At 37.8% G+C, this 21,834-nt stretch carries 23 protein-coding genes; 10 read left to right on the top strand and 13 right to left on the bottom strand.

What is annotated here, in order from left to right:
- Positions 1-95: 95 nt before the first annotated feature.
- On the top strand, positions 96-1,304 hold the full coding sequence (locus ACS125_RS14595; protein ID WP_191900197.1) for an aspartate aminotransferase family protein: 1,209 nt from the start codon (positions 96-98) through the stop codon (positions 1,302-1,304).
- Positions 1,305-1,355: 51 nt separating this feature from the next.
- Here the strand turns inward: ACS125_RS14595 and ACS125_RS14590 are convergent, their stop codons facing one another.
- The 3 genes from ACS125_RS14590 to ACS125_RS14580 all read right to left on the bottom strand — a co-directional run bounded on the left by ACS125_RS14590 (position 1,356) and on the right by ACS125_RS14580 (position 2,871).
- Positions 1,356-1,787 carry a CBS domain-containing protein gene (locus ACS125_RS14590; RefSeq protein WP_004791938.1) on the bottom strand — a complete coding sequence of 144 codons (432 nt, stop codon included), beginning with the start codon at positions 1,785-1,787 and terminating at the stop codon, positions 1,356-1,358.
- 143 nt (positions 1,788-1,930) lie between these two features.
- Positions 1,931-2,305 (bottom strand): DUF2750 domain-containing protein, encoded by a 375-nt coding sequence (locus ACS125_RS14585; protein WP_004791939.1) that lies wholly within the window; start codon positions 2,303-2,305, stop codon positions 1,931-1,933.
- A gap of 332 nt (positions 2,306-2,637) precedes the next feature.
- On the bottom strand, positions 2,638-2,871 hold the full coding sequence (locus ACS125_RS14580; RefSeq protein WP_003652111.1) for a hypothetical protein: 234 nt from the start codon (positions 2,869-2,871) through the stop codon (positions 2,638-2,640).
- Between the two features lie 216 nt (positions 2,872-3,087).
- Here ACS125_RS14580 and ACS125_RS14575 point away from each other — a divergent pair, with 216 nt between their 5' ends.
- The 6 genes from ACS125_RS14575 (at position 3,088) to ACS125_RS14550 (ending at position 7,392) form a co-directional block, all read left to right on the top strand.
- Entirely contained in the window at positions 3,088-3,447 is a 360-nt protein-coding gene (locus ACS125_RS14575; RefSeq protein ID WP_004791942.1) for a hypothetical protein, read from the top strand.
- A 104-nt stretch (positions 3,448-3,551) separates the two neighbouring features.
- The gene (locus ACS125_RS14570; protein WP_005306180.1) at positions 3,552-3,878 is read left to right on the top strand and encodes a hypothetical protein; all 327 of its coding nucleotides are present in this window, start codon (positions 3,552-3,554) and stop codon (positions 3,876-3,878) included.
- 120 nt (positions 3,879-3,998) lie between these two features.
- Positions 3,999-5,111, top strand: coding sequence for a signal recognition particle-docking protein FtsY (ftsY, locus tag ACS125_RS14565; protein ID WP_443272932.1), 1,113 nt, complete (start codon positions 3,999-4,001; stop codon positions 5,109-5,111).
- A gap of 188 nt (positions 5,112-5,299) precedes the next feature.
- Positions 5,300-5,896, top strand: coding sequence for a nitroreductase family protein (locus ACS125_RS14560; RefSeq protein ID WP_004791948.1), 597 nt, complete (start codon positions 5,300-5,302; stop codon positions 5,894-5,896).
- Positions 5,897-6,116: 220 nt separating this feature from the next.
- Positions 6,117-6,788 (top strand): YccT family protein, encoded by a 672-nt coding sequence (locus ACS125_RS14555; protein WP_443272929.1) that lies wholly within the window; start codon positions 6,117-6,119, stop codon positions 6,786-6,788.
- Between the two features lie 79 nt (positions 6,789-6,867).
- Entirely contained in the window at positions 6,868-7,392 is a 525-nt protein-coding gene (locus ACS125_RS14550; protein WP_443272927.1) for a GNAT family N-acetyltransferase, read from the top strand.
- Between the two features lie 12 nt (positions 7,393-7,404).
- Here the strand turns inward: ACS125_RS14550 and ACS125_RS14545 are convergent, their stop codons facing one another.
- From ACS125_RS14545 to ACS125_RS14510, 8 genes are all read right to left on the bottom strand, one after another.
- The gene (locus ACS125_RS14545; protein WP_174741842.1) at positions 7,405-7,704 is read right to left on the bottom strand and encodes a cyd operon YbgE family protein; all 300 of its coding nucleotides are present in this window, start codon (positions 7,702-7,704) and stop codon (positions 7,405-7,407) included.
- Positions 7,705-7,806, bottom strand: a complete 102-nt coding sequence (gene cydX / locus ACS125_RS14540) for a cytochrome bd-I oxidase subunit CydX (RefSeq protein ID WP_002120988.1) — start codon at positions 7,804-7,806, stop codon at positions 7,705-7,707.
- Positions 7,807-7,816: 10 nt separating this feature from the next.
- Positions 7,817-8,962, bottom strand: coding sequence for a cytochrome d ubiquinol oxidase subunit II (cydB, locus tag ACS125_RS14535; protein WP_151962990.1), 1,146 nt, complete (start codon positions 8,960-8,962; stop codon positions 7,817-7,819).
- The gene (locus ACS125_RS14530; RefSeq protein WP_049836858.1) at positions 8,959-10,545 is read right to left on the bottom strand and encodes a cytochrome ubiquinol oxidase subunit I; all 1,587 of its coding nucleotides are present in this window, start codon (positions 10,543-10,545) and stop codon (positions 8,959-8,961) included. The genes cydB and ACS125_RS14530 overlap by 4 nt, the downstream gene beginning before the upstream one ends.
- A complete protein-coding gene (cydP, locus tag ACS125_RS14525; protein ID WP_003652097.1) occupies positions 10,545-10,739 on the bottom strand; it encodes a cytochrome oxidase putative small subunit CydP in 195 nt (64 codons plus the stop codon). Before cydP ends, ACS125_RS14530 begins: the two co-directional genes overlap by 1 nt.
- Positions 10,740-11,116: 377 nt before the next feature.
- Positions 11,117-11,725 (bottom strand): OB-fold-containig protein, encoded by a 609-nt coding sequence (locus ACS125_RS14520; protein WP_004791961.1) that lies wholly within the window; start codon positions 11,723-11,725, stop codon positions 11,117-11,119.
- Between the two features lie 25 nt (positions 11,726-11,750).
- Positions 11,751-12,059, bottom strand: a complete 309-nt coding sequence (locus ACS125_RS14515) for a Rieske (2Fe-2S) protein (protein ID WP_003652095.1) — start codon at positions 12,057-12,059, stop codon at positions 11,751-11,753.
- Between the two features lie 16 nt (positions 12,060-12,075).
- Positions 12,076-13,080, bottom strand: coding sequence for an adenosine kinase (locus ACS125_RS14510; protein WP_296517293.1), 1,005 nt, complete (start codon positions 13,078-13,080; stop codon positions 12,076-12,078).
- 237 nt (positions 13,081-13,317) lie between these two features.
- Between ACS125_RS14510 and ACS125_RS14505 the strand changes: the two genes are divergently transcribed.
- From ACS125_RS14505 to ACS125_RS14495, 3 genes are all read left to right on the top strand, one after another.
- The gene (locus ACS125_RS14505) at positions 13,318-15,411 is read left to right on the top strand and encodes a TonB-dependent receptor (protein WP_443272922.1); all 2,094 of its coding nucleotides are present in this window, start codon (positions 13,318-13,320) and stop codon (positions 15,409-15,411) included.
- Positions 15,412-15,662: 251 nt separating this feature from the next.
- Positions 15,663-18,602 carry an insulinase family protein gene (locus ACS125_RS14500; RefSeq protein ID WP_443272920.1) on the top strand — a complete coding sequence of 980 codons (2,940 nt, stop codon included), beginning with the start codon at positions 15,663-15,665 and terminating at the stop codon, positions 18,600-18,602.
- A gap of 20 nt (positions 18,603-18,622) precedes the next feature.
- Entirely contained in the window at positions 18,623-19,774 is a 1,152-nt protein-coding gene (locus tag ACS125_RS14495; RefSeq protein WP_443272918.1) for a phospholipase A, read from the top strand.
- 38 nt (positions 19,775-19,812) lie between these two features.
- On the opposite strand, the gene ACS125_RS14490 is transcribed toward ACS125_RS14495, so the two are convergent.
- Entirely contained in the window at positions 19,813-21,150 is a 1,338-nt protein-coding gene (locus ACS125_RS14490; RefSeq protein ID WP_443272916.1) for a TrkH family potassium uptake protein, read from the bottom strand.
- 17 nt (positions 21,151-21,167) lie between these two features.
- The gene (locus ACS125_RS14485; protein WP_004791972.1) at positions 21,168-21,818 is read right to left on the bottom strand and encodes a potassium channel family protein; all 651 of its coding nucleotides are present in this window, start codon (positions 21,816-21,818) and stop codon (positions 21,168-21,170) included.
- Positions 21,819-21,834: the final 16 nt, after the last annotated feature.

The raw sequence follows: 21,834 nt of genomic DNA, 5'->3' as shown, positions 1-21,834 counted from the left end.
CGAAATTTTAGATAAATGATTGATGAGACTTTTCATCAGAGCCAGTTTTTGTTTATATAAACCCTTCTAAAAACCTCATACAGACAGAGTTCGTTATGACTGATATTACCCTAGCTCCAATACAACCTGATCAACCATCACACTTAATGGCTACTTATGGTCGCCAAGCGATCAGTTTTGTACGAGGCCGAGGGGCATATCTATATACTGAAGATGGTACAGAATATCTAGATGCTTTAACGGGTATTGCTGTATGTGGTTTAGGTCATGCACACCCAGTTATTGCAGAAGCAATTGCAGAACAAGCTGCAACACTTGTGCACACAAGTAATTTATTTGAAATTCCTTGGCAAACTGCTGCTGCCCAGAAGCTTGCAGAAGTTTCTGGTATGGAGGAAATCTTCTTTTCAAATAGTGGTGCTGAGTCAAATGAAGGTGCGATTAAGATTGCTCGTAAATTTGGTACTCAACAAGGCATACGTTTACCAAAGATTATTGTGGCAGAACAATCTTTTCATGGTCGTACTTTAGCAACACTTTCAGCAACTGGTAATAAGAAAGTACAAGATGGCTTTGCTCCTTTAACCAATGATTTTATTCGTGTGCCATTTGGTGATGTAGAAGCAATTCAAGAAGCTGCATTGCAGCATCCAGATATTGTTGCAATTTTGATTGAACCAATTCAAGGTGAGGGTGGTATTAATACTGCTCCTCAAGGCTTTAGCTATCTTGAAGAAGTCCGTAATATTTGTAATCAGCACAACTGGCTAATGATGTTGGATGAAATTCAAACAGGTAATGGCCGTACAGGTAAATATTTTGCATATCAGCATACCAACATTGTGCCTGATGTCTTGACGACTGCGAAAGGACTTGGAAATGGCTTTCCAGTGGGAGCAGTAATGACACAAGGTAAAGCTGTTGGTTTATTAGGACCTGGTAGTCATGGTTCCACCTATGGCGGTACTGTATTAGGTTCTCGTGTGGTTTACACAGTCATTGATACAATTCAAAAAGAGAATGCTGTAGAAAATGCGGCGGTAGTAGGACGCTATATTGTTGATCAACTTCGTACACAGTTAGCTGACAAGAATGTTCAGGTGCGTGGTTTTGGGATGATGATAGGTATTCAATTACCTAAAGACTGTGCTGAACTCGTTGCGATTGCTCGTGATCAACACAAGCTTATTATCAACGTTACAGCAGGTTCAGTGGTTCGTCTTTTACCGCCTATTAATATGACTCAAGCACAGGCTGATGACTTATTAGAGCGTTTAGTCGCTTTGATTAATAATTATCTTTAAGTTTTGGTATTAAAAATGGGCATTTATATGCCCATTTTTTATTCCGAATGATTAACCAGAAATATACTGCTTTAACTGTTCAATTAAATTTTTCTGGTCTTCCATTGCTGCTTTTACTAAGTCACCAATAGAGATAAAACCAACTAATTTTTCATTATCTAATACAGGTAAGTGACGTAAGTGGCGATCTGTCATAAGCTGTAAACACTCTTCAACTGTGTTGTTTAGGCTTACGGTAAGCACCTTAGATGTCATAATTTCAGCAACTGTAGTGCTATATGAAGAACGTTCCATCAGTGTCACTTTTCGTGTGTAGTCACGTTCAGATAAAATTCCGACAACTTTTTCACCTTCGGCTACCACTAACGCACCAATTCCTTTATCAGCCATGATCTTAATCGCTTCAAGGACAGTGGCTTCAGGAGAAATTGTAAAAATATCTTGCTCTGATTTGTTTTTGATTACTTGTGCAACGATTGTCATTTCTTCTGTCCTGTGTTTTATCATTTTGTTTTAAATTAGCCTGATTTTATAAAAATGCAAAGACTTGGTAGTCATTCAAATACAAGTTTTACACTCAAGCGTTCAAAAAGCATTCTAATAGAGGTTAAGAACCTAAAGAAACTTTAGGCTCCTTGCCAGTGCGGATGTTTAAAAAAGAAATGTTGCATTTGTTGGGTAGATAATTTCAACTTGCGATGAGAAGAATTAAACAAAGCTGGTGTAACGTTGAGTCGAGTTAAGGTTGGTAATAAAGACTCGTGAAAATCTTTAGGAGTAATTCTTCTTGGTTTGTAATGTGGCCAATGTTCTTTAGCGTAGCGATGAGCTTGCAATCCATTGAGCCAGAAGGGAAAAATAAAGTCTTCTTGATCTGATTTAATTGCCCAGCCCTGATGAAATAATCCCCAGAGAACTCCGCAATACATCATCGTTCTTAAAATATAAATTTTAATCATCAAGTCTTTTGAAACCGGTTGCAGATTGCTTAAACTATTCATTGTCAATTTAATGGTTCTTAACTTATCTTGCTTATTATAGAAAAATCAGATGACATTTCAGTTTAAACAGGTATCAAATCGTAAACAAATATTCCCAGCTATAAAAAATGTCACATGAGAACGTCAATATGATTAGGACTTTGACAGTCGCTTAATACAAACGAAGTGCGTACCGAATTATATTTATAGAATGTTTTTACAGCCCTAAAAAAAGCCACCTGAGCAAAACAAAGCGATTAAAGCTTTGGTGAAGCGCAAGAAGAGATAAGGGATGAATTGGTTTATATCAAATTTTTACAGACATAAAAAAACGCCACCTAGGTGACGTCTCTTTATGCTTGCATTGTGGCTAACTTTTGCCAATATTGTGCTTTAAGTGAGTCACGTTCAACACGGAAACCTTGATAATACAATTCTGCTAAGAATAGAGCGGCTTTACCATGCCCAGCGCGAGCAACTTCTTCTAACTGTGTAACTGCATCTTGAAAGTTCATTTGAGAATGAATTGTGTTTACTGCAGTTGCATATACATGTTCTAAATCATGATGAGAGATACGTTGAATCATATAAAACTCCTTATTGTAATTATGATTACTTTTTTCTAAAGGCTAATGCCTTTAAATTAATTTAACTTAGAATTATTAAACTAATATTACAAATTGATGGATTTGTCAACTATTTGTCATTTCATTTAGTTCACTGTTAGGATACATGATTAAACATTATTCACAAATAATTTTGATTAAAATCAATATGAGAATAAAAGACAAGGAGAATAAAATATGACAAATACAATCGACGGCTTTGTTTTTGACACGCCTCCTAAAGAGGAACAAATCATAGAACTAGCCCATTATCACCGTAAATTATTAGATGAAGCTATCTTTCATGAGGAAATCCATTTAGGGGATTACTGTCTAGCACAGCGTAAAAGGGTTTTTGATTTTGCTGGTCATTTGGAACCGGCCCAAAAAAACTGGTTTTATCAAGTTTATGATGGGGAACTTCGAAAAATTGCTGATGAAGATGAATTGCATCCAGCAGATGCAGAAGAAGGATTAAGTATTTTTGCTATGTTTCTAGTCTTGGTGATTATTGCGGCAATTTTATACTTTTCCGTCATTCGTTCACTAATAAGTTAAGCATACTCATACTATCCAGTAAGGTATGATTATTAACCTTACTGGATGTTTGATCTTGTACTTATGAGTATTGAACCCTACACTACACTAATTCGAGGTAGGTCATGCTCATATTCAAACAAAATTTTCTTAAATTAAAGTCTGAGTTAAAAGTTGATCAATGTTTTAACCTGTTTGTGGTTATTGTCATTGGCTGTATTTTTGTGCTGTCATATTTAGCATTACTTCGGCCTATTAGTCCGGATCAATATCAACGAATTATACAACTTTCTCATCAGGCTACTTATCCAAGAACTCAAGACATGGCTGAGTTGCTTATAGCTCAGTCAGAAATTCATCGGGCAGATTATTTAAAGTTGATGCATGCTTACCAATTTGAGGGTGCTCATATTAAGCAATATCCGGCACTCGCTCAGGAAGATACCCAGTAATTGGATTAATCAGGCTAAATCTTGGTTTCCAAAGCTTTTTGAGTACTATTGTGGCAGGCAAAATTTTGAATTTATGCTAAACTTTATCTTTTTAAACGCGCTGCTTTTCAAGGAATCCGCATGGAGCAACAATCGAATATGCAAAATAAATTCTTGATAGATGCTGAGATCGGTGATGACGATGTCACATTACCTAATTTACCTGCTATCGATGTTCCCATCGTTGAATCTCCTGTTAAATCGCAAGAAAATATTGAAGTAGCCAAAGTTGAATTAGCTTCTACAGAAGTTGCGGTTGAACAACCAAAAACCGGTTTTTTTGGCCGGATGAAAGAGGGTTTAACCAAAACTCGTCGTAATTTCGCTGATGGTATGGTCAATATCTTGATTGGCGGAAAAGAAATTGACGATGAGTTACTCGAAGAAGTCGAAGAGCAATTATTAGTTGCAGATATTGGTGTTGAAGCTACTAAAACGATCATTACCAATTTAACAGAGCGTACAGCTCGTGGTGATTTGATCTATTCCCACTCTTTATATAAAGCGTTACAAGAAGAGTTGGTTGCTTTGTTGGCCCCACGTGTTAAACCTTTGCATATTGATCCTAACAAATCGCCTTATGTGATTTTAATGGTTGGGGTAAATGGTGTTGGTAAAACCACAACTATTGGTAAATTAGCGAAACGTTTACAGGGTGAAGGTAAAAAAGTGATGTTGGCTGCTGGAGATACATTCCGTGCCGCAGCGACAGAACAATTACAGATCTGGGGTGAGCGTAACGATATCTCTGTGGTAGCTCAAGGTCACGGAGCTGATAGTGCTTCTGTTATTTTTGATGCTTTTGAAAGTGCTCGTGCTAAAGGAATTGACGTATTAATCGCAGATACGGCAGGTCGTTTACATAATAAGAGTAACTTGATGGAAGAACTCAAAAAAGTTAAACGTGTGATGCAAAAAATTGATGCAACTGCACCTCATGAAATTATGTTGGTAGTAGATGCGGGTACAGGGCAAAATGCGATTAACCAAGTGCAAGAGTTTGACCAAGCTGTAGGTTTAACTGGTATTACAATTACCAAACTGGATGGAACTGCGAAAGGCGGTGTGCTCTTTAATATTGCAAGTCGTACCCATGTGCCAATTCGTTTTATTGGTGTTGGTGAAAAAATTGATGATTTAAGACCTTTCTCGGCGAAATCATTTGTTGCTGCACTGTTTGAAACTGATAAGTAAAGCGGTTCTTAGTATCCAAAAGCTTCACTAAAACGTGAAGCTTTTTTTATATGTATATCTTTTTTTATTGTTGCGAAAATAAAACGAACTGTCATATTTTTAATGCTGATTATGAAAAATGACTTTAATACACTGTATTCATTCCCAAACAACGGCCCTTGGTCAATCAATAGGTAGGAAATAACAAAATGTCTACTTTCTTAGATAAAATTAAAAATCGTCGTACTATTTATGCAATTGGTAAAAATGTTGCATTAGATCGCACTAAAATTGAAGAAACAATTCGTGAAGCGGTTAAACATAGTCCATCATCATTCAACTCACAATCTTCACGTGTGGTGACACTATACGGTGAATCACATGCTAAATTCTGGAATTTAGTTCGTGAAGCATTACGTAAAATTGTTCCTGCAGATTCTTTTGCTGGTACAAATGCAAAAATTGATAGCTTTGTTGCTGGCGTTGGTACGGTTTTATTTTATGAAGACCAAGCTGTTATTAAAAGCTTACAAGAGCAATTTGAATTATATGCAGACAACTTCCCAGTTTGGTCTGAGCATTCAACTGCAATTGCACAGTTTGCGACTTGGACAGCACTTTCAGAGCTTGGTTTAGGTGCTTCTTTACAGCACTATAACCCGATTGTTGATGCTGATGCTGCTGAAGCATTTGATGTGCCAGCAAATTGGAAATTACGTGCTCAATTGGTATTTGGTTCAGTGGAAGCGCCAGCAGGCGAAAAAGCATTTATTAATGATGCTGATCGTTTCAAAACTTTCAACTAATTGAAAGTTAAAAAAGAGTACCTATTTAGGTACTCTTTTTTTTATGTGTTTTTTGAATTAATAAAAAGGTTAAACCAACGGAAATTGATAAAATTCAAATGTATATTTAATAATAATAAATCGAAAAATTAGCGGATCACTGCATTGTCATAAAATAGTCACAATCATATTGCATATTGCTCATGATTTCATAGCTTATCAAATATAGAGAAAGAGACAGATGACTTTAAGATTAGGTGTTGCTGCAATAGGTTTATTACTCAGTAGTTCGGTATTTTCAGCAGTTACAATTACAGCGCCAGAGGAAATTGTAATCCTTGCGGTGAATGGTCAAGAAGTCAATTCTGGGTTATTTCGTTCATCTAAAAATAATTATAAAGTTGATGCGGGTGAAACTAGCTTAAGCGTGCGCTATCAAGAATATTTTGAACATTTAAATGGTGAGCATGACATTGTTAAGTCTGGTGTAGTCACAATTCAAACGCCTGCATTGCAAGATGGGAAAACTTATAAGCTCGCAATGGTAGATGCACCAAAACAATTTGAACAAGCTAAGAAATATGCGGAGCAGCCAACAGTGGCTTTGTATAGTGCAAATAATGAATTAATCGTAAAACAAACTGGTGCAAACAATGAAGCAAAACCATGGTTTGCAACTGGCTTGTTGGGTAAAGTAACCGACTTTACAACTAAATCAACTAAACCACAGCCTGAAGCAGTGTATGCATCGGCTAAACCTACTTCCGCTCAAATTGTTGTGCCAACTGCAACATCTATGGCAGTAACAGGTGGAGCACAAACGAATGATCAACGTTTAGTTGAAACTTGGCAGAAGGCTTCTAAAGCTGAGCGTCAAAAATTCATGGCATGGTTAGCTGAACAAACGAATTAAATTAATTGCTATTTAAAATAAAGCCGATTTAATATCGGCTTTATTTTTAGAATTTTTATAAATAGCCTAAGTATACTTTATGAATAATTTAAAATTTCGTTTATCTTCATTTGCCGACATTCTACAACTTGTAGATTTAATTAATAAGTCTTATCGGGAACAGCTGGGTCGAAGTTGGACAACAGAGCTCGAGTGGGTAAAAGGACTACGTATTACAGAGCATCAATTAGAAGAACAACTGCAACTTAGGAATTCAAAATTATTGGTAGCAGAAACTGAATTTTCTAAAATTATTGCGTGTGTAGGGCTTACATTTGAAAATAGTCAGGTTGAGATTGGAACATTCTGTACGGATCCTCAAGTTCAAAATATGCGAGTGGGTCGGTCTGTTTTAGAATATGCAGAGCAATATGCATTGAAAGAAGGTCCACATCTGACTAACGCCGTAATGCATGTACTAGATGTCCGTTCTGAATTGATCGCTTATTATGAAAGACGTGGATATGTGAAAACGGGTAATGAACAGCCATATTCAGTTGAGGCAAATGTAGGTGTGCCAAGGGTGCCTATTAAGCTGGTTGAAATGAAAAAAGACCTCATTTGAGGTCTTTTTGATTTATGTTAGAAACCAGATGTAATAGCCTAAAAGCATGAGAGGCCAAGCCACCCAGGGGCTAAATAGCCATTTCCATAGCCAGAAGTTGGGTACGAAACCCACTCCATAAATAAAGCCACCAGAAATACCAATCATTACCAACATAAGCTGACTGTGATTGTAGTGTCCGTTAGCATCTAGCATGAGCGAAGGGTAAACCAACAAAATTGCAGCAAGAGGCAATGCCAACAGAAAAGAAAGGGCCATTGCAAGTGCTTGAGCTTTTCGATGATTTGATGCTGTCATTGCTTTTGCCATCATTTATTCCTCATCTAAATCTTGATGATGTTCGATATAAAGCGCGCTGAGTACGCCCGCAAAACATGCCATCAAAATGCCTAGGATCCATGCGAAATACCACATTGACTTCTCCTTAATACAAGCTATGCGAGTTTGACTCGATATGTTTGTTAGTGATGACTCCCCACATTTTGTAATAAGACCAACTGGTATAGATCAAAATAAGAGGAACAAATATGCAGGCTGCGACAGTCATAACGCCTAAAGTAAGGTGACTTGATACAGCATCCCACATCGTCAAACTAGAGTTAGGATTAATACTAGATGGAAGTAGGAACGGGAATAGGGCAAAACCAGCAGTTAAAATTGCCCCTACAATCATTAAACTTGTGCCAGTAAAACTTAAGCCCGCTTTTGCTTTTGAAGATGAGAAAATTGCGATGATTGCACCTAAAATTGCCAGAACTGGGGCAACTTTAGTAATTGGATAAGTGCTGTAATTATTCATCCAACCTGGATTGCTATTAGTCACCACTTCTTTAGCTAAAGGATTAAGCGCAGCATTTGGATCTATGGCAACAGCATAGCTATAACCTGGCACTTGTCCGAAATAGAGCCATGCTCCAATCACAAGGAAGCAAATTAAAAATACAATTGCCATAATTTGAGTAGCTTTGGCAGAGCGTTGTTTTAAAGCTTCATCTGTGCGCAACATGAGCCATGCACCACCATGCGCACAAAGCATAGATAGACTCACAACACCGCAAACTAGAGCAAATGGATTGAGAAGGGCAAAAAAGCTACCTGAATATTCAGAGCGTAATGTGTCATCTAAACTAAAAGGAATGCCTAAGAATAAATTGCCAAATGCCACACCAAATACAAGTGCTGGAACGGCACCGCCAATGCAAAGGCCCCAATCCCAAGAATTACGCCATTTTGTATTATCTAGTTTAGAGCGATAATCGAAACCGACCGGTCTTAGGAAGAGTGCGAATAAAACCAACAATAGTGCCCAGTACATGCCAGAAAAGGCAACTGAATAGACCATTGGCCAAGCGGCAAATAGTGCACCGCCCGCCGTAATAAACCAGACCTGATTCCCATCCCAGTGTGGTGCAATCGTGTTGATTGCAGCACGGCGTTCGCTATCGGTTTTTCCAACGAAAGGCATGAGAGCCATAGAACCCATATCGAAACCATCGGTCAGAGCGAAGCCGATCAGTAGTACACCAACTAACACCCACCAAATGATTTTTAATAATTCATATTCAATCATGATAAGGCCTCCCCATTAACAGCTGCTTTTGGTTCTTGCTTTTCAAAATGATATTTGCCAGTGTGCAGAGAACTTGGCCCTAAACGAGCAAACTTGATCATTAAATACATTTCAATAATTAAAAGAGCTGTATAGAACGCTGCTAAGGCAAGAATCGAACCCCATACATCACCAGTACTTAAACTAGAAGTAGATAGGTGGGTTGGTAAGATTTCACCAATTGACCATGGTTGACGACCGCCTTCAGCTACATACCAACCAGTTTGTGCAGCAATCCAAGGAAGTGGCAGTGCAAACAATGCATATTTAAGTAACCAAGGTTTGTTTTCAGCATTTCTTTTTGCTACCGCCCAAGTCGCTAAAATGAAAAGCAATAGCATTAAGAAGCCAGAGGCAACCATTGCGCGGAAAGAGAAAAATAGCGCTGTAACATTTGGAACCGTATCTTTTACAGCAGCTTTAATATTTTGCTCGCTTGCATCAACTACATTTGGTGCATATTTCTTAAGAAGTAGGCCATAACCTAGATCTTTTTGATTTTTCTCAAAAGAAGCCAATAATTCTGGTGAGCGATCGCCTGCACGTAATTTTTCAAGTTCAGCATAGGCAAGCATACCGTTACGAATACGAACTTCGTGCTGCTGCATGAGGTCTTTAAGACCAGTAACTTCTTTGGTTGTTGAGCGAGTTGCAATTAAACCTAATGCATATGGAATTTTAACTGCGTAATCTGTCCGCATTTCTTCATGATTTGGTACGCCAAACAAGGTAAATGGAGCAGGAGCAGGGTGAGTATCCCATTCGGCTTCAATCGCAGCGAGTTTAGTTTTTTGAACATCACCTAGCTCATAGCCAGATTCATCACCTAACAAAATCACTGAAAGTGTAGATGCAAGACCGAAAATTGCAGCAATTGCAAATGAACGACGTGCGAAAGGTAGATCACGTTTTTTAAGCAAGTAGTAGCTTGAGATAGCAAGTACAAAAATTGCACCAGTTACATAACCCGCAGATACAGTGTGGACGAATTTAACCTGAGCTACAGGGTTAAAGATAAGCGCGCCGAAATCAACTAATTCCATACGCATCGTTTCAAAGTTAAATGCGGCACCTACTGGGTTTTGCATCCAACCATTCGCCACTAAAATCCAGAGCGCTGACATGTTGGAACCTAGAGCGACTAACCATGTTACACCTAGATGCTGAACTTTAGTTAACCGGTCCCATCCAAAGAAAAATAGACCAATAAATGTCGACTCAAGGAAGAACGCCATAAGGCCTTCAATTGCTAATGGTGCACCGAAAATATCACCTACATAGTGTGAGTAATAAGCCCAGTTTGTTCCAAACTGGAACTCCATTGTTAAGCCAGTCGTAACCCCTAAAGCAAAGTTAATACCAAATAATTTTCCCCAAAATTTAGTCATATCTTTGTAAATTTCTTTACCAGAAATGACATAGGTGGTTTCCATGATGGCAAGGATAAATGCCAAACCTAAAGTTAAAGGGACGAAAAGAAAGTGATACATTGCGGTCATTGCAAATTGAAACCGCGAAAGATCAACCACGCTTTCAGAAATCATCAACGTGTCTCCTTAATGTTGGAAATGTTATCGCCAGCAATATGCTCGGCGACCTGATTGTCGAAATTTTTGGGGATGGTGGGAGCATCAAACCAAATATGTTTAATCGTTAAAAGAAGCACTATTTTTATTATTAGAATAATAGTGATTTCTTTAATTAAGCGACTATTAAGATTTTGAAAATTAAGGCTCATTAATTAAACCTCATTTGATATTAATTTTATTATTAATCAAAATATAATAAAAATAAACATTAAATATATTTAAAATGAATATTTAAATTATTAACCTTTATAAAACAATTACTTATTAATTTAAAATAAATAACATACTAAAATAGTTTGAATTGATTATTAATTCCTACTAAAACACTTGTAAATAAAATTCTAAAGTTTATTAAAATAGTTTGTTTTAATTAAATACCAACTAAAATGGTTGAGTATAATATTTAGTAATCTTATCTCTAACTAAATTAGTCGGAATAATAAATGATTAATTAAAAAGAGAATAATAAAATCAGGGCGTAATGAAGCCCGCAAAAGTGATAGGAAACTACGAGAATAATTAAGAGTTAATCGGGTGCAAAAAGATCGTTGGATACAGAAATTTTCTTAGCTACATAATGGCTTTTATGTACTCTGACAAGAATAACTTGGGAGTATAATTCGAGTTCGCCGTATTCTGGTTCTACTTGAACGTAGTGGAGTTGACCAAATTCATCACGCACGCGGGCTTGGGCAGAAAATCCAGGTCTGGCATTACCACTGGAAATCGTCGCTAATCGCCCTAAAAGGTTATAGTTGGTATGAGTGAGCTTGGGCTTAATCACTTGGTCAAGGCAGTGGATCATGAACACAGTAAAAAAGATTGCGATCACAAGTGCAGGGACGATTAAATAAAATGGGGAAATAAAATAATGCTGTATTGCGAAGAAAGAGAGTTGTAAAAAGTAGCCTGCATAACTGAAATTGATGAGTAAAAAAACGAAAATTAGAGCTTTAGAAAATTTAACATTAAGTAGCGGTGAATTAGAAAGCCAATGGGGCGCAATTTTTTTGAGTAATTGACTTGGACGGAGTCCAATATACATACCAATGGTTTCTACCACGCTGAGCAATATCAAAGCCACTACACTTAAGTGAAATGGCATAAGATAATAATTGAAAAAGAAATCAGCCATGGCAGAAACTCTAATGTTTATAGCTTCAGTCTACGATATAGATACCGCCATCTGAATGTACTTTAAGCTCAACTTTATTTAAAAAATCGCCTAAACATGGTCCAGAAATACATTCACCTGTTTCCACGGTAAATAAAGCACCATGAGTAGAGCATTGGATGTATTCTTGATCTTGATCAAGAAATTGATTTTCTAAATATTCAAGCTCAGTTTGCAAATGAGGGCATAAATTCTGATAAGCATAGAATGCGCCGTCACGTTGCGTAACGAAAATAGTTGTTCCTTGTAAAGTGTCAAAAGCTCTAGCTTCACGCTCAGGAACTTCTTCCGTCATACAGATCCTTTCCATTTCAAGCACATTCCTTCTGAAAATTTTCAAGAAGTTTAGCATAGTCATTAATTGCTAAACGTGGACCAAATTGAGAAACAACTTCACTCGAAATTAAGACAGCTAACTGTGCAGCAGCATTTAAATCTTGATGATGGTTGAGGGCATAAAGGAATGCGCCTGCAAATGCATCTCCTGCACCATTTGTATCAACGGCTTCTACATGACGGCCTGCCACATGGAAATATTGGGTAGGGTTAGAAACTAGAGCACCTTTAGCACTTTGTGTAATGACTACTGTATGATTTTTAAAACGTAATTGGGCAAGAGCATCTTCTACAGATGTTGTATTTGTATACATTAAGGCTTCTTGTTCATTACAAAATAGTAAATCTACGCCATCATCCATAAGTTCTTCCAAGCCTTCGCGAGCGTATTGCACCATTGCAGGATCTGAAAGAGATAGGGCAATTTTAACACCATTTGCTTTTGCAATTTCTCTTGCTTGTTTTACAGCTTTACGCGCTGTTTCACTTGTAGAAAGATAACCTTCAATATAAAGCCATTTCGCTGTTTTTAATGGTTCAAAATCAATTTGATCTTGAGAGAGTTCAGCAGTGATACCTAAATAGGTGTGCATTGTACGTTCAGAGTCAGGGCTAATGAGTACCATGCAAGTACCTGTCACACCTTCACTGATCGATTTTGGAGTAGTCTTAATGCCAGCTTCATTTAGACCTTGCAGATAAATTGAACCTAAATCATCGTTACCCACACGGCAACCATAAAAAGCAGTTCCGCCTAATGCACTAAAGGCCACGGTCGTATTTGCTGCTGAACCGCCACTCGCTTGACCTTTGTAGTCTTGGTGCTGTCTTAACTCTGCATAAAGAGCGGATTGAGTGTCACCATCGGACAACTGCATTGTGCCTTTTTGCAAGCCTTGTTGATTTAGAAAATCATCAGACACTTTAAATTCTTGGTCGATTAATGCATTACCAATTGCAAAAAGATCTACAGTTGCCATATGTGTTGTCACAAATAAAAAAATCAGGTTGCTAAGTTTACACCATTGCTTGGATTTGCTGTAGTTTGTTGAATAAAATTCAGTTAATTCAGCGATTAATGGAAAATTATTGTTTGACTAAGCTATTGAAAAGCTACTTCTAATAAATATTATCAATTAATAATGATTCTTGCTAATATTTACAAATACAGTGTATTTCATTGAAACTTCGAATGAAATTTTTCGTAGCGAACTTACATGAAGCGTTCTATTTTATTTATTTCATCAGTTGGGGTTATGACGAGCCATGTATATGCCGTCGAGGCAGAGCAACAGGCTGTAACCAATCTTCCAACAATTTCAGTAAAAGCTGAAAAGGAACAAAGCTTAAAACAAGAAGTGGGACAAGCATCAACTGCAACGAAAGGACTTGTGCAATTAAAAGATGTTCCTCAAATCGTAAATGTGGTGCCTAAACAAGTTTTAAGAGAGCAGACTGTGACCTCTATGCAAGGTGCTTTGCAAAACGTTGCTGGTCTAAGCTTTAGTGTGGGTGATGGGCAACGTGATCAGGTCATGATTCGTGGTTTCTCTGCAATCACAGATAACTATGTAGATGGTATTCGTGACGATGCATTGTATTTTCGCGACATGTCGAATGTTGAGCGTATTGAAGTATTAAAAGGGCCTGCTTCTGTATTATATGGACGTGGTTCTGCGGGTGGATTAGTTAATAAAATTAATAAGAAACCAATGGATGAATCTTTGCGTGAAGTCAGTCTTATTGGCGGCACAACAGGGCAACGCCGTGCAGAAGTCGATGTGAATGAAAAAGTAGCAGAGAATGTTAAGGTTCGTTTAACTGGTGCAGTTGAAGATTCAGATGGCTATCGTGATCAGGCCTTTTTAAAACGCCAAGCGGTTGCTCCATCTTTACAATGGGATATTTCAGATAAGACGAAGCTTTTAATTCAGGCTGACTATTTGCATGATGACCGTTTAGCAGATCAAGGTTTTCCGACGACAGATCCAATTACAGGTAAACCAGTTAAAACAAACCCTAAAACTTTTTATGGTGCGTTAAACGGTAAAGAGGTTGGTGATGTTGATACTGAAATTTCAAGCCAAACCATAAGCTTAGATCATGAGTTTAACGATAATCTAAAATATCATGGCGCAGTTCGTCACTATAACTATTCATTAGACCGCCAGTATAGTGTTGATTCACATCCCGCTGATAAGTTACAAATTACTTTGACTCAAAATAAGCGTTTGCGTAATGAAGATGGCGTATATGTTCAGCAAGAATTAAGTAGTTTATTTAATACTGGTTTCTTAAAGCACAATACTTTGATTGGCGCGGAGTATAGTAAGCAGCACAAAGATGAAATACTTTGGCAAGGAGCTAAAACCACAACTGATTTGTATAATCCTGAATTAGAGTATTGGGCTCCGATTAATACAGGCTCAACAACTGCACGTAATAATAATAGTAATACCTTTGAAAACTACGGTATCTATTTACAAGACTTAATGACAGTTACAGATCAGCTGAAAGTTTTAGTTGGTATGCGCTATGATAATTTGTCACAAGATCGCAATGATAAAGTGAAGTCTCAAATATTAAATAGAACTGATAACACCTATTCTCCACGTATCGGGGTGGTTTATCAGCCAGTAAGCAATATTTCACTCTATACTTCTTATAATCGATCTTTCCAGCCATTAGCTGACTCATTTGTTTTATATAAAAATAGTGATGATTTGAGCCCAACAAAAACCGAAAATATTGAGGTCGGTGCGAAGTGGGATGTGAATGATCAATTGAATGTGACACTGGCTTTGTTTGAAATGAGCCAAACAAATATTCAAAATCAAGACCCTACAGATTCAACACTAGCAGTATTAGCAGGTGAGCAAAAAACCAAGGGTGTTGAGCTTTCATTAACAGGTCAATTAACTGATCAATTATCGGTATTGGCAGGCTATTCGTATATGGATGGTAAGATTGAAAAATCTGCTATTGGACTGACAGGCAATCGTTCTGCCCTTACGCCAAACAATACTGCTAACCTATGGTTAAAATATCAAATTAATGATCATTGGTATGCTGCTGTAGGTGGTCGTGGTGAATCATCACGTTTTAGTGCGCCAGACAACAAAAACGTGTTACCAGGCTATGCTGTTGTAAATGCTGCGCTAGGTTATCAAAGTGAACGTTACGATGTGAACTTCAACTTAAATAACCTGTTTGATCGTGATTACTTTGTTTCAGGACATAGTGGAGCTAATGATTCAAATATGATGGGCGATCCACTGAATGCTCAAATTGCGCTTCGTTATCGTTTTTAAGTAAAAGTTTTTCTAAAAGCTCATCGACTTGATGGGCTTTTTTATTTATTGGTTAATATATAAATAGAATTAAAAGCTTTTGTTCTGGTAGGATAAAACGTTCATGGCTATGTGCTTGATATCAAAGCCGTGCCAATGAAAACTAATACTCAACAAAAACATAGTATTTTACTTGGCTTTTGTTCGCCAATCTCAAGCTGACTCAGGCTATAATGAGACTTATTCACTTATCCGATATGTTAGGAGATCACATGACTGTAGATGTCACTGAAACCATTTCTCAAACTGTTCACCCTGCGTTTCAGTTGCTACGTCAGCACCATGTAGAAGCACTAGATATTTTAGTGTCTGAATATAAGCATAAAGTCACAGGCGCGGTGCATTATCACTTGGCAACTGACTATGATGAAAATGTATTTCTTGTTGCTTTTAGAACACAGCCTATGGATTCTAAAGGCACGGCACATATTTTAGAACATACCGCTTTGTGTGGATCTGAAAAGTTTCCGGTACGTGATCCGTTCTTTTTGATGATTCGCCGTTCTTTAAATACGTTCATGAACGCATTTACAGCAGCAGATTGGACTGCGTATCCATTTGCTACTCAAAACAAAAAAGATTTCCAAAACTTACTCTCTGTTTATCTTGATGCAGCATTTGCTGCTAATTTGAATCCGCTTGATTTTGCTCAAGAAGGTATTCGTATCGAACTAGAAAATGGGCAACCTGTTTATAAAGGTGTTGTTTTTAATGAAATGAAAGGTGCGATGAGTGCACCGTCTGACCAACTTTATCATCAGTTGGCTCATCATTTATTTCCTGAAACGACCTACCATTACAACTCAGGCGGTGACCCTAAAGATATTCCTGATTTAACGTATGAGCAGTTAGTCGATTTTTATAAAGTACATTACCATCCAAGTAATGCTGTTTTCATGACCTTTGGTAATCAAACTGCATATGAGCTGCAAGAGCAATTTGAAAAACTAGCTCTGCATAAATTTTCTGCTGGAACAACTCTATATTCTAAGCCGGAAAAACGTTTAGCAGCACCAATTGAAGTAACAGAAAACTATGGTGTTGATAGTGATGATTTAAAAGATAAAACTTATCATGTTCTATCTTGGTTATTACCAGAAGCAAATGATGTGAAATTGCGTTTGGGAATGCGTTTGGTTGAAGGAATTTTGTTAGAGAATTCAGCTTCACCACTGCGTCATTACCTAGAAACTTGTGGTTATGCTCAATCCACAGGTCCATTAATGGGCGTAGACGACAGTAATTTTGAAATGACTTTCTACTGTGGTGTCCAAGGTTCAAATCCTGAACATGCACAAAGCTTTAGAGAGGGTGTTTTAAATATTCTGCGTGATGTTGCTGCAAAACCAATTGATAGTAATTTAGTCGATGCAATCTTGCATCAGATTGAGTTGCATCAGCGTGAAATTAATGGTGACGGTACACCTTATGGCTTAAGTTTAATTTTAAATGGCTTAAGTGGTGCGATTCACCACAACGACCCAATTCAAATTTGGGATGTTGATAGCGCAATTGCACAAGTTAAAGAGGAGTTGAAAGACCCAATGTGGTTATCAAATCTGATTCAAACACATTTGCTTGACAACCCACATCGTGTGCAAATGACTCTAGTTCCAGACCCAACTAAGTCTGTAAAAGAGCAAGAAGCAGAAAAAGCACGTTTAGCTGCTATTGGTGAAAAGTTAACAGATGCTGATAAGGCTGAAATTGTTGCTAATACCAAGGCGCTAGAGGAACGTCAGGATACTCCAGACAACCTTGAACTATTACCAAAAGTAGGTTTGGAAGATGTACCTGCTGACTTACATATTGTGCAGGGTCAGTTACGCGAAATTCTTTGTAATCGTATGGATACGCCGTTGAATCTGTACCATGCTGGTACGAACGGTATTTACTATCAACAAGTACTCATTCAGATTCCTGATGATATTGTGAAGTCACCTTATTTCAATTTGCTTTCTATCTTAATGGGTGAAGTAGGTGCAGGTGAATATGACTATCTTGAACTACAAAACTTACAAACAGCTGTAAGTGGTGGTTTAGGAATGGGCGCTTCATTGCGTAGTAAAGTTGACGACAAAGATAAAATTAGTGCTTGGTTAACCTTAACGACTAAATCGTTAACTCAGAAGTTTGATGCAATTCATTTATTAAAATTAGCATTTGAACAGCTTCGATTTGATGAGAAAGAGCGAATTATTGAGTTATTGCAACAACGTAAAACACGTTGGCAATCGCGCTTGTCTGGAGCGGGCCATAGTTACGCAATGCAAATCGCATCACGTAATATGAGTGCATTGGCTCAACGCGACTATCAAAACACTGGTTTAGGTGCATTAAACTGGTTAGGCGAGCTTGTTACTAAGATTACTCAAGACTCTGCTGCATATGATGATTTGATTGCAGAATTAAAGCGTATTCATCGTAAATTATTGCAAGCACCTAAACAGTTCTTGCTTGTATGTGAAGAACATCAGTCTGAACGTTTGGTTGAAGAAATCCAAAATGTTTGGGATAAACTAAACGTTGATGCAACTGCAACAGAATTAACTCACGTAGAACAGGCAAATGACAATAATCATGAAGCATGGTTAATTCAGGCAAATGTTCAGTTCTGTGCTTCAGCCTATCAGGCGGTGGATGTATCCCATCCAGATGCAGCTTCGTTAATGGTATTGGCAGCTTATTTACGTAATGGTTTCTTACACAGCGCCATTCGTGAGAAAGGCGGTGCGTACGGTGGTGGAGCAAGTTATGATGGGAATGCATGTTCATTCCGTTTCTATAGTTACCGTGACCCACGTTTAGCAGAAACTTTTAAAGACTTTGAAGCAAGTGTGCAATGGCTATTAAATGCGGAACAACAGCCTCATCAGCTTGAAGAAGCGATTCTTGGATTAGTTGCAAGTATGGATAAGCCAGGTTCACCAGCGGGCGAGGCGATTACTGCGTGTTATGCATTATTGCATGCAAGAACACCAGCTTTCCGCCGTCTCTTGCGTGAGAGATTGTTGCATGTAACTTTAGATGATTTACAACGTGTTGCTCGTCAATATTTGGTTGAGCAAACTCCTGTAAAAGCTGTAGTTGCGCCATTTGCCAAACGTGATGAATTGCAGCAATTAGGTTTTACCATTCAACAAGTTAATTAAAATAAAAATTGGAGATGAACATGGCGTTCAGACAATTTGAACGCACATCTTTACAGCTAAGCATGGGAATCGTGCTTAGCTGTTTGTGTGCGTCTGTGACATATGCTGACACCTTGGCACCTGTAACCCCCGCGACAGTAGATGCATGTGTTGCTCTTGCTTCGAATGCCGATCGTCTGGCTTGTTATGACTCTGTATTTAAACCGTCAGCTTTACCAGTTATTCAAGCTGCGGTTGTAACTGAGCCTGCTAAAAAAATTGATACACCTGCTGTGCCACCTGAAACCTTTAAAGAAAAGGTGGTAGATACGGTGAGTAATATCAAAATCATTGGTAAAGCACCAAAAATTGAACCTACTACTTCTTTGTTAGATCAACGTTGGGAGTTGTCTGAAAAAAGTAAACTAGGTGTATGGAACATTCGTGCTTATCAGCCAGTCTATTTGCTCCCTGTATTCTGGACCAGTGACAAAAATGAATTTCCACATAGTCCTAACCCAAATAATACGGTGACAGAAGATCAAAATCTGAAATCAACAGAAAGTAAATTTCAGATTTCTTTGAAAACCAAAGCTTGGGAAAATATTTTTGGCAATAATGGCGATTTGTGGCTAGGGTATACACAATCTTCACGTTGGCAAACATTCAATGCAGAAGAGTCTCGTCCTTTCCGTGAAACGAATTATGAGCCTGAAGCAAGTTTAATGTTTAGAACGAACTATGAATTGTTTGGTTTAGATGGTCGTTTGCTTGGGGTTACTTTAAACCACCAGTCAAATGGGCGCTCAGATCCTTTATCGCGTAGCTGGAACCGGGTAATTTTTAATGTCGGATTAGAGCGCGGTAACTTTGCTTTAATGTTACGTCCCTGGATTCGTCTCGAAGAAGACAGCAAAGATGACAATAATCCAGATATTGAAGATTACATCGGACGTGGTGATTTAACAGCATTTTATAAGTGGAAGGAAAATGACTTCTCTTTAATGCTGCGTCATTCATTGAAAGGTGGTGATGACTCTCATGGTGCTGTTCAATTTGATTGGGCTTTTCCAATCAGTGGCAAACTACGTGGACACTTCCAATTGTTTAATGGTTATGGGGAAAGCTTAATTGATTATAACCATCGAGCAACTTATGCTGGTTTGGGTGTATCACTATTGAATTGGTACTAAACAGCTATAAAAAAGCCGCTTTTGAAGCGGCTTTTTTATTATCCAATTTGAATGTTGGCTTGAGGGTGTTTGAGTCGACTTTTTTTAGGAGTAGCGATTAAATAAGCCAGTGTTAAAGGACCAAGCCGTCCAGCAAACATGAGGAGGCTTAAAATAAATAAACTACCATTATGTAAATCTGGTGTTATTCCGCGCGAGAGACCCACGGTACATGCTGCTGAAACAACTTCAAAAAGCAAATTCATAAAATCTGCTTTAGGCTCTAAAAGTAAAAGAATAAAGAAGCCCATGAAGATGAGTATGCTCGTAATAGCAGTCACTGCTAATGCTTTGTAAGTCGTTTCGTGTGCGACTGAATAATTAAATATTCTAATTTCATCTGTACGGCGTAAAAATGAAATTACACTCAGCACTAAAATGACAAAGGTTCCAACTTTGATTCCACCTGCTGTACTCAGTGAACCGCCACCAATAAACATCAGTAACATCATGAGTAAAGAACTGCTATTGGTCATTGCGCCTGTATCAATAGTATTAAACCCTGATGAGCGCGGAACAGTGGCTTGAAACCAAGCATTTAATGCTTGATCACCTACACTGAGCATTCCTAGTGTATGAGGATTTTGAGCCTCTAAAGCCCATATTAAAATAAAGGCAACTAGATTAATCACTGTAATGGTTGTAAGAATCAGCTTGCTATTCGGGGTGAGTTTTTTCCATTTTTTATTTTGCTTAATGTCCATGAGAACTAAAAAGCCAAGACCACCCAAAGTGTAAAGTACACTAACAGTTATACAAATCATATAATTGCTTTGGAAACTTATTAAACTATTGGAAAATAGTGAAAAACCAGCATTATTGAACGAGGATATACTATAGAAAACTGCATAGTAAAGACCACGTGCAAACCCATTTGTTGGTGTAAAAGCAGTAGTGAGAATAATTGCACCAATAAGCTCAAAAATAAGGGTGTAAGTGACAACTCCTTTAGCAACAAAAGTAACTTTTGATAGGCTCGTTTGACCTAGACTATCTTGAGCCATCATTTGTTGTTTAAGACCAACTTTGGGTGACAAACTTAATGCAGCTAAGATGGCAAAGGTCATAAAACCCAAACCGCCAGACTGGATCAACAATAAAATAATGGTTTGCCCAAAGAGGGTAAAAGACTCATGAATATTTAAAACAGATAGGCCAGTAATTGTAACTGCTGAGGTGGCTGTAAAAAGTGCATCCATCCAGCTGACATTGCCTGTATTCGCAAATGGCAATTTAAGCAGTAAAGTACCAAAAATAATAAAGCCTAGAAACCCCAGGGCCAAGAGTGAAGGAGGGCTTAAATTTAATGTTTTATGGGGCTTGGGATATATAGACATATTCTAGATTTCGCCTCTTATATGAAGCAATTAGAAAGTTTCTTTAACTGCGGTAAATGACCTTCTAAAATAAGAATATCATTCGTTTGCAAGGTGAAATTTTCTTCGGTCTCAAACAAAATTTGCTGCTGTCTTTTTACGAGCAATGTTTTAACTTGTGATGCTTGCTGCATAATGCCATATAAGTTAATGCCATTAAGTTTCTCAGGTATTTCAATTTTTATAATGTAGTGATCGTCTTCTAAAGACATATAGCGACTAACCATTGGATAGTTCAGTGCTTGAGCAACTCGTACACCCATATCTTCTTCAGGGTGAATAATTTTATTGATATTGAGGTGAGACAAAATGGTGTGATGTGCTTTGGTTTTTGCCTTTACCCAAATCTTATCCATACCTAAATTTTTTAAATTCAGTACACACAAAATACTTGCTTCAATATCTTCACCAATTGCGACCACAACTGCATCACAATTTTGAATGTTAAGTTCGTCAAGCACGTGTTCGTCAGTCGCATCGGCAATGACGGCATGAGTTAAAACGTCGGCAAGATTTTCAACATTCTTTTTTACCGTATCAATGCCAATAACATCATGATTTAATTTTGTGAGCTCTTGAGCAACAGTTGCTCCGAAACTTCCTAAGCCAATGACTGCAAACTGTGCCATATTGATCCTTGTTTCC

It is taken from the genome of Acinetobacter sp. PFS20, from assembly GCF_052261015.1.
In the GTDB taxonomy this organism is placed as follows: domain Bacteria; phylum Pseudomonadota; class Gammaproteobacteria; order Pseudomonadales; family Moraxellaceae; genus Acinetobacter.
This window is presented reverse-complemented; position numbering and strand designations above follow the sequence as displayed.

Bases quoted from the DNA above. Each gene is read 5' to 3' on its own strand.
- ACS125_RS14595 (WP_191900197.1), top strand. From the start codon at position 96: ATGACTGATATTACCCTAGCTCCAATACAACCTGATCAACCATCACAC.
- ACS125_RS14590 (WP_004791938.1), bottom strand. From the start codon at position 1,787: ATGACAATCGTTGCACAAGTAATCAAAAACAAATCAGAGCAAGATATT.
- ACS125_RS14585 (WP_004791939.1), bottom strand. From the start codon at position 2,305: ATGAATAGTTTAAGCAATCTGCAACCGGTTTCAAAAGACTTGATGATT.
- ACS125_RS14580 (WP_003652111.1), bottom strand. From the start codon at position 2,871: ATGATTCAACGTATCTCTCATCATGATTTAGAACATGTATATGCAACT.
- ACS125_RS14575 (WP_004791942.1), top strand. From the start codon at position 3,088: ATGACAAATACAATCGACGGCTTTGTTTTTGACACGCCTCCTAAAGAG.
- ACS125_RS14570 (WP_005306180.1), top strand. From the start codon at position 3,552: ATGCTCATATTCAAACAAAATTTTCTTAAATTAAAGTCTGAGTTAAAA.
- ftsY (WP_443272932.1), top strand. From the start codon at position 3,999: ATGGAGCAACAATCGAATATGCAAAATAAATTCTTGATAGATGCTGAG.
- ACS125_RS14560 (WP_004791948.1), top strand. From the start codon at position 5,300: ATGTCTACTTTCTTAGATAAAATTAAAAATCGTCGTACTATTTATGCA.
- ACS125_RS14555 (WP_443272929.1), top strand. From the start codon at position 6,117: ATGACTTTAAGATTAGGTGTTGCTGCAATAGGTTTATTACTCAGTAGT.
- ACS125_RS14550 (WP_443272927.1), top strand. From the start codon at position 6,868: ATGAATAATTTAAAATTTCGTTTATCTTCATTTGCCGACATTCTACAA.
- ACS125_RS14545 (WP_174741842.1), bottom strand. From the start codon at position 7,704: ATGATGGCAAAAGCAATGACAGCATCAAATCATCGAAAAGCTCAAGCA.
- cydX (WP_002120988.1), bottom strand. From the start codon at position 7,806: ATGTGGTATTTCGCATGGATCCTAGGCATTTTGATGGCATGTTTTGCG.
- cydB (WP_151962990.1), bottom strand. From the start codon at position 8,962: ATGATTGAATATGAATTATTAAAAATCATTTGGTGGGTGTTAGTTGGT.
- ACS125_RS14530 (WP_049836858.1), bottom strand. From the start codon at position 10,545: ATGATTTCTGAAAGCGTGGTTGATCTTTCGCGGTTTCAATTTGCAATG.
- cydP (WP_003652097.1), bottom strand. From the start codon at position 10,739: ATGAGCCTTAATTTTCAAAATCTTAATAGTCGCTTAATTAAAGAAATC.
- ACS125_RS14520 (WP_004791961.1), bottom strand. From the start codon at position 11,725: ATGGCTGATTTCTTTTTCAATTATTATCTTATGCCATTTCACTTAAGT.
- ACS125_RS14515 (WP_003652095.1), bottom strand. From the start codon at position 12,059: ATGACGGAAGAAGTTCCTGAGCGTGAAGCTAGAGCTTTTGACACTTTA.
- ACS125_RS14510 (WP_296517293.1), bottom strand. From the start codon at position 13,080: ATGGCAACTGTAGATCTTTTTGCAATTGGTAATGCATTAATCGACCAA.
- ACS125_RS14505 (WP_443272922.1), top strand. From the start codon at position 13,318: ATGAAGCGTTCTATTTTATTTATTTCATCAGTTGGGGTTATGACGAGC.
- ACS125_RS14500 (WP_443272920.1), top strand. From the start codon at position 15,663: ATGACTGTAGATGTCACTGAAACCATTTCTCAAACTGTTCACCCTGCG.
- ACS125_RS14495 (WP_443272918.1), top strand. From the start codon at position 18,623: ATGGCGTTCAGACAATTTGAACGCACATCTTTACAGCTAAGCATGGGA.
- ACS125_RS14490 (WP_443272916.1), bottom strand. From the start codon at position 21,150: ATGTCTATATATCCCAAGCCCCATAAAACATTAAATTTAAGCCCTCCT.
- ACS125_RS14485 (WP_004791972.1), bottom strand. From the start codon at position 21,818: ATGGCACAGTTTGCAGTCATTGGCTTAGGAAGTTTCGGAGCAACTGTT.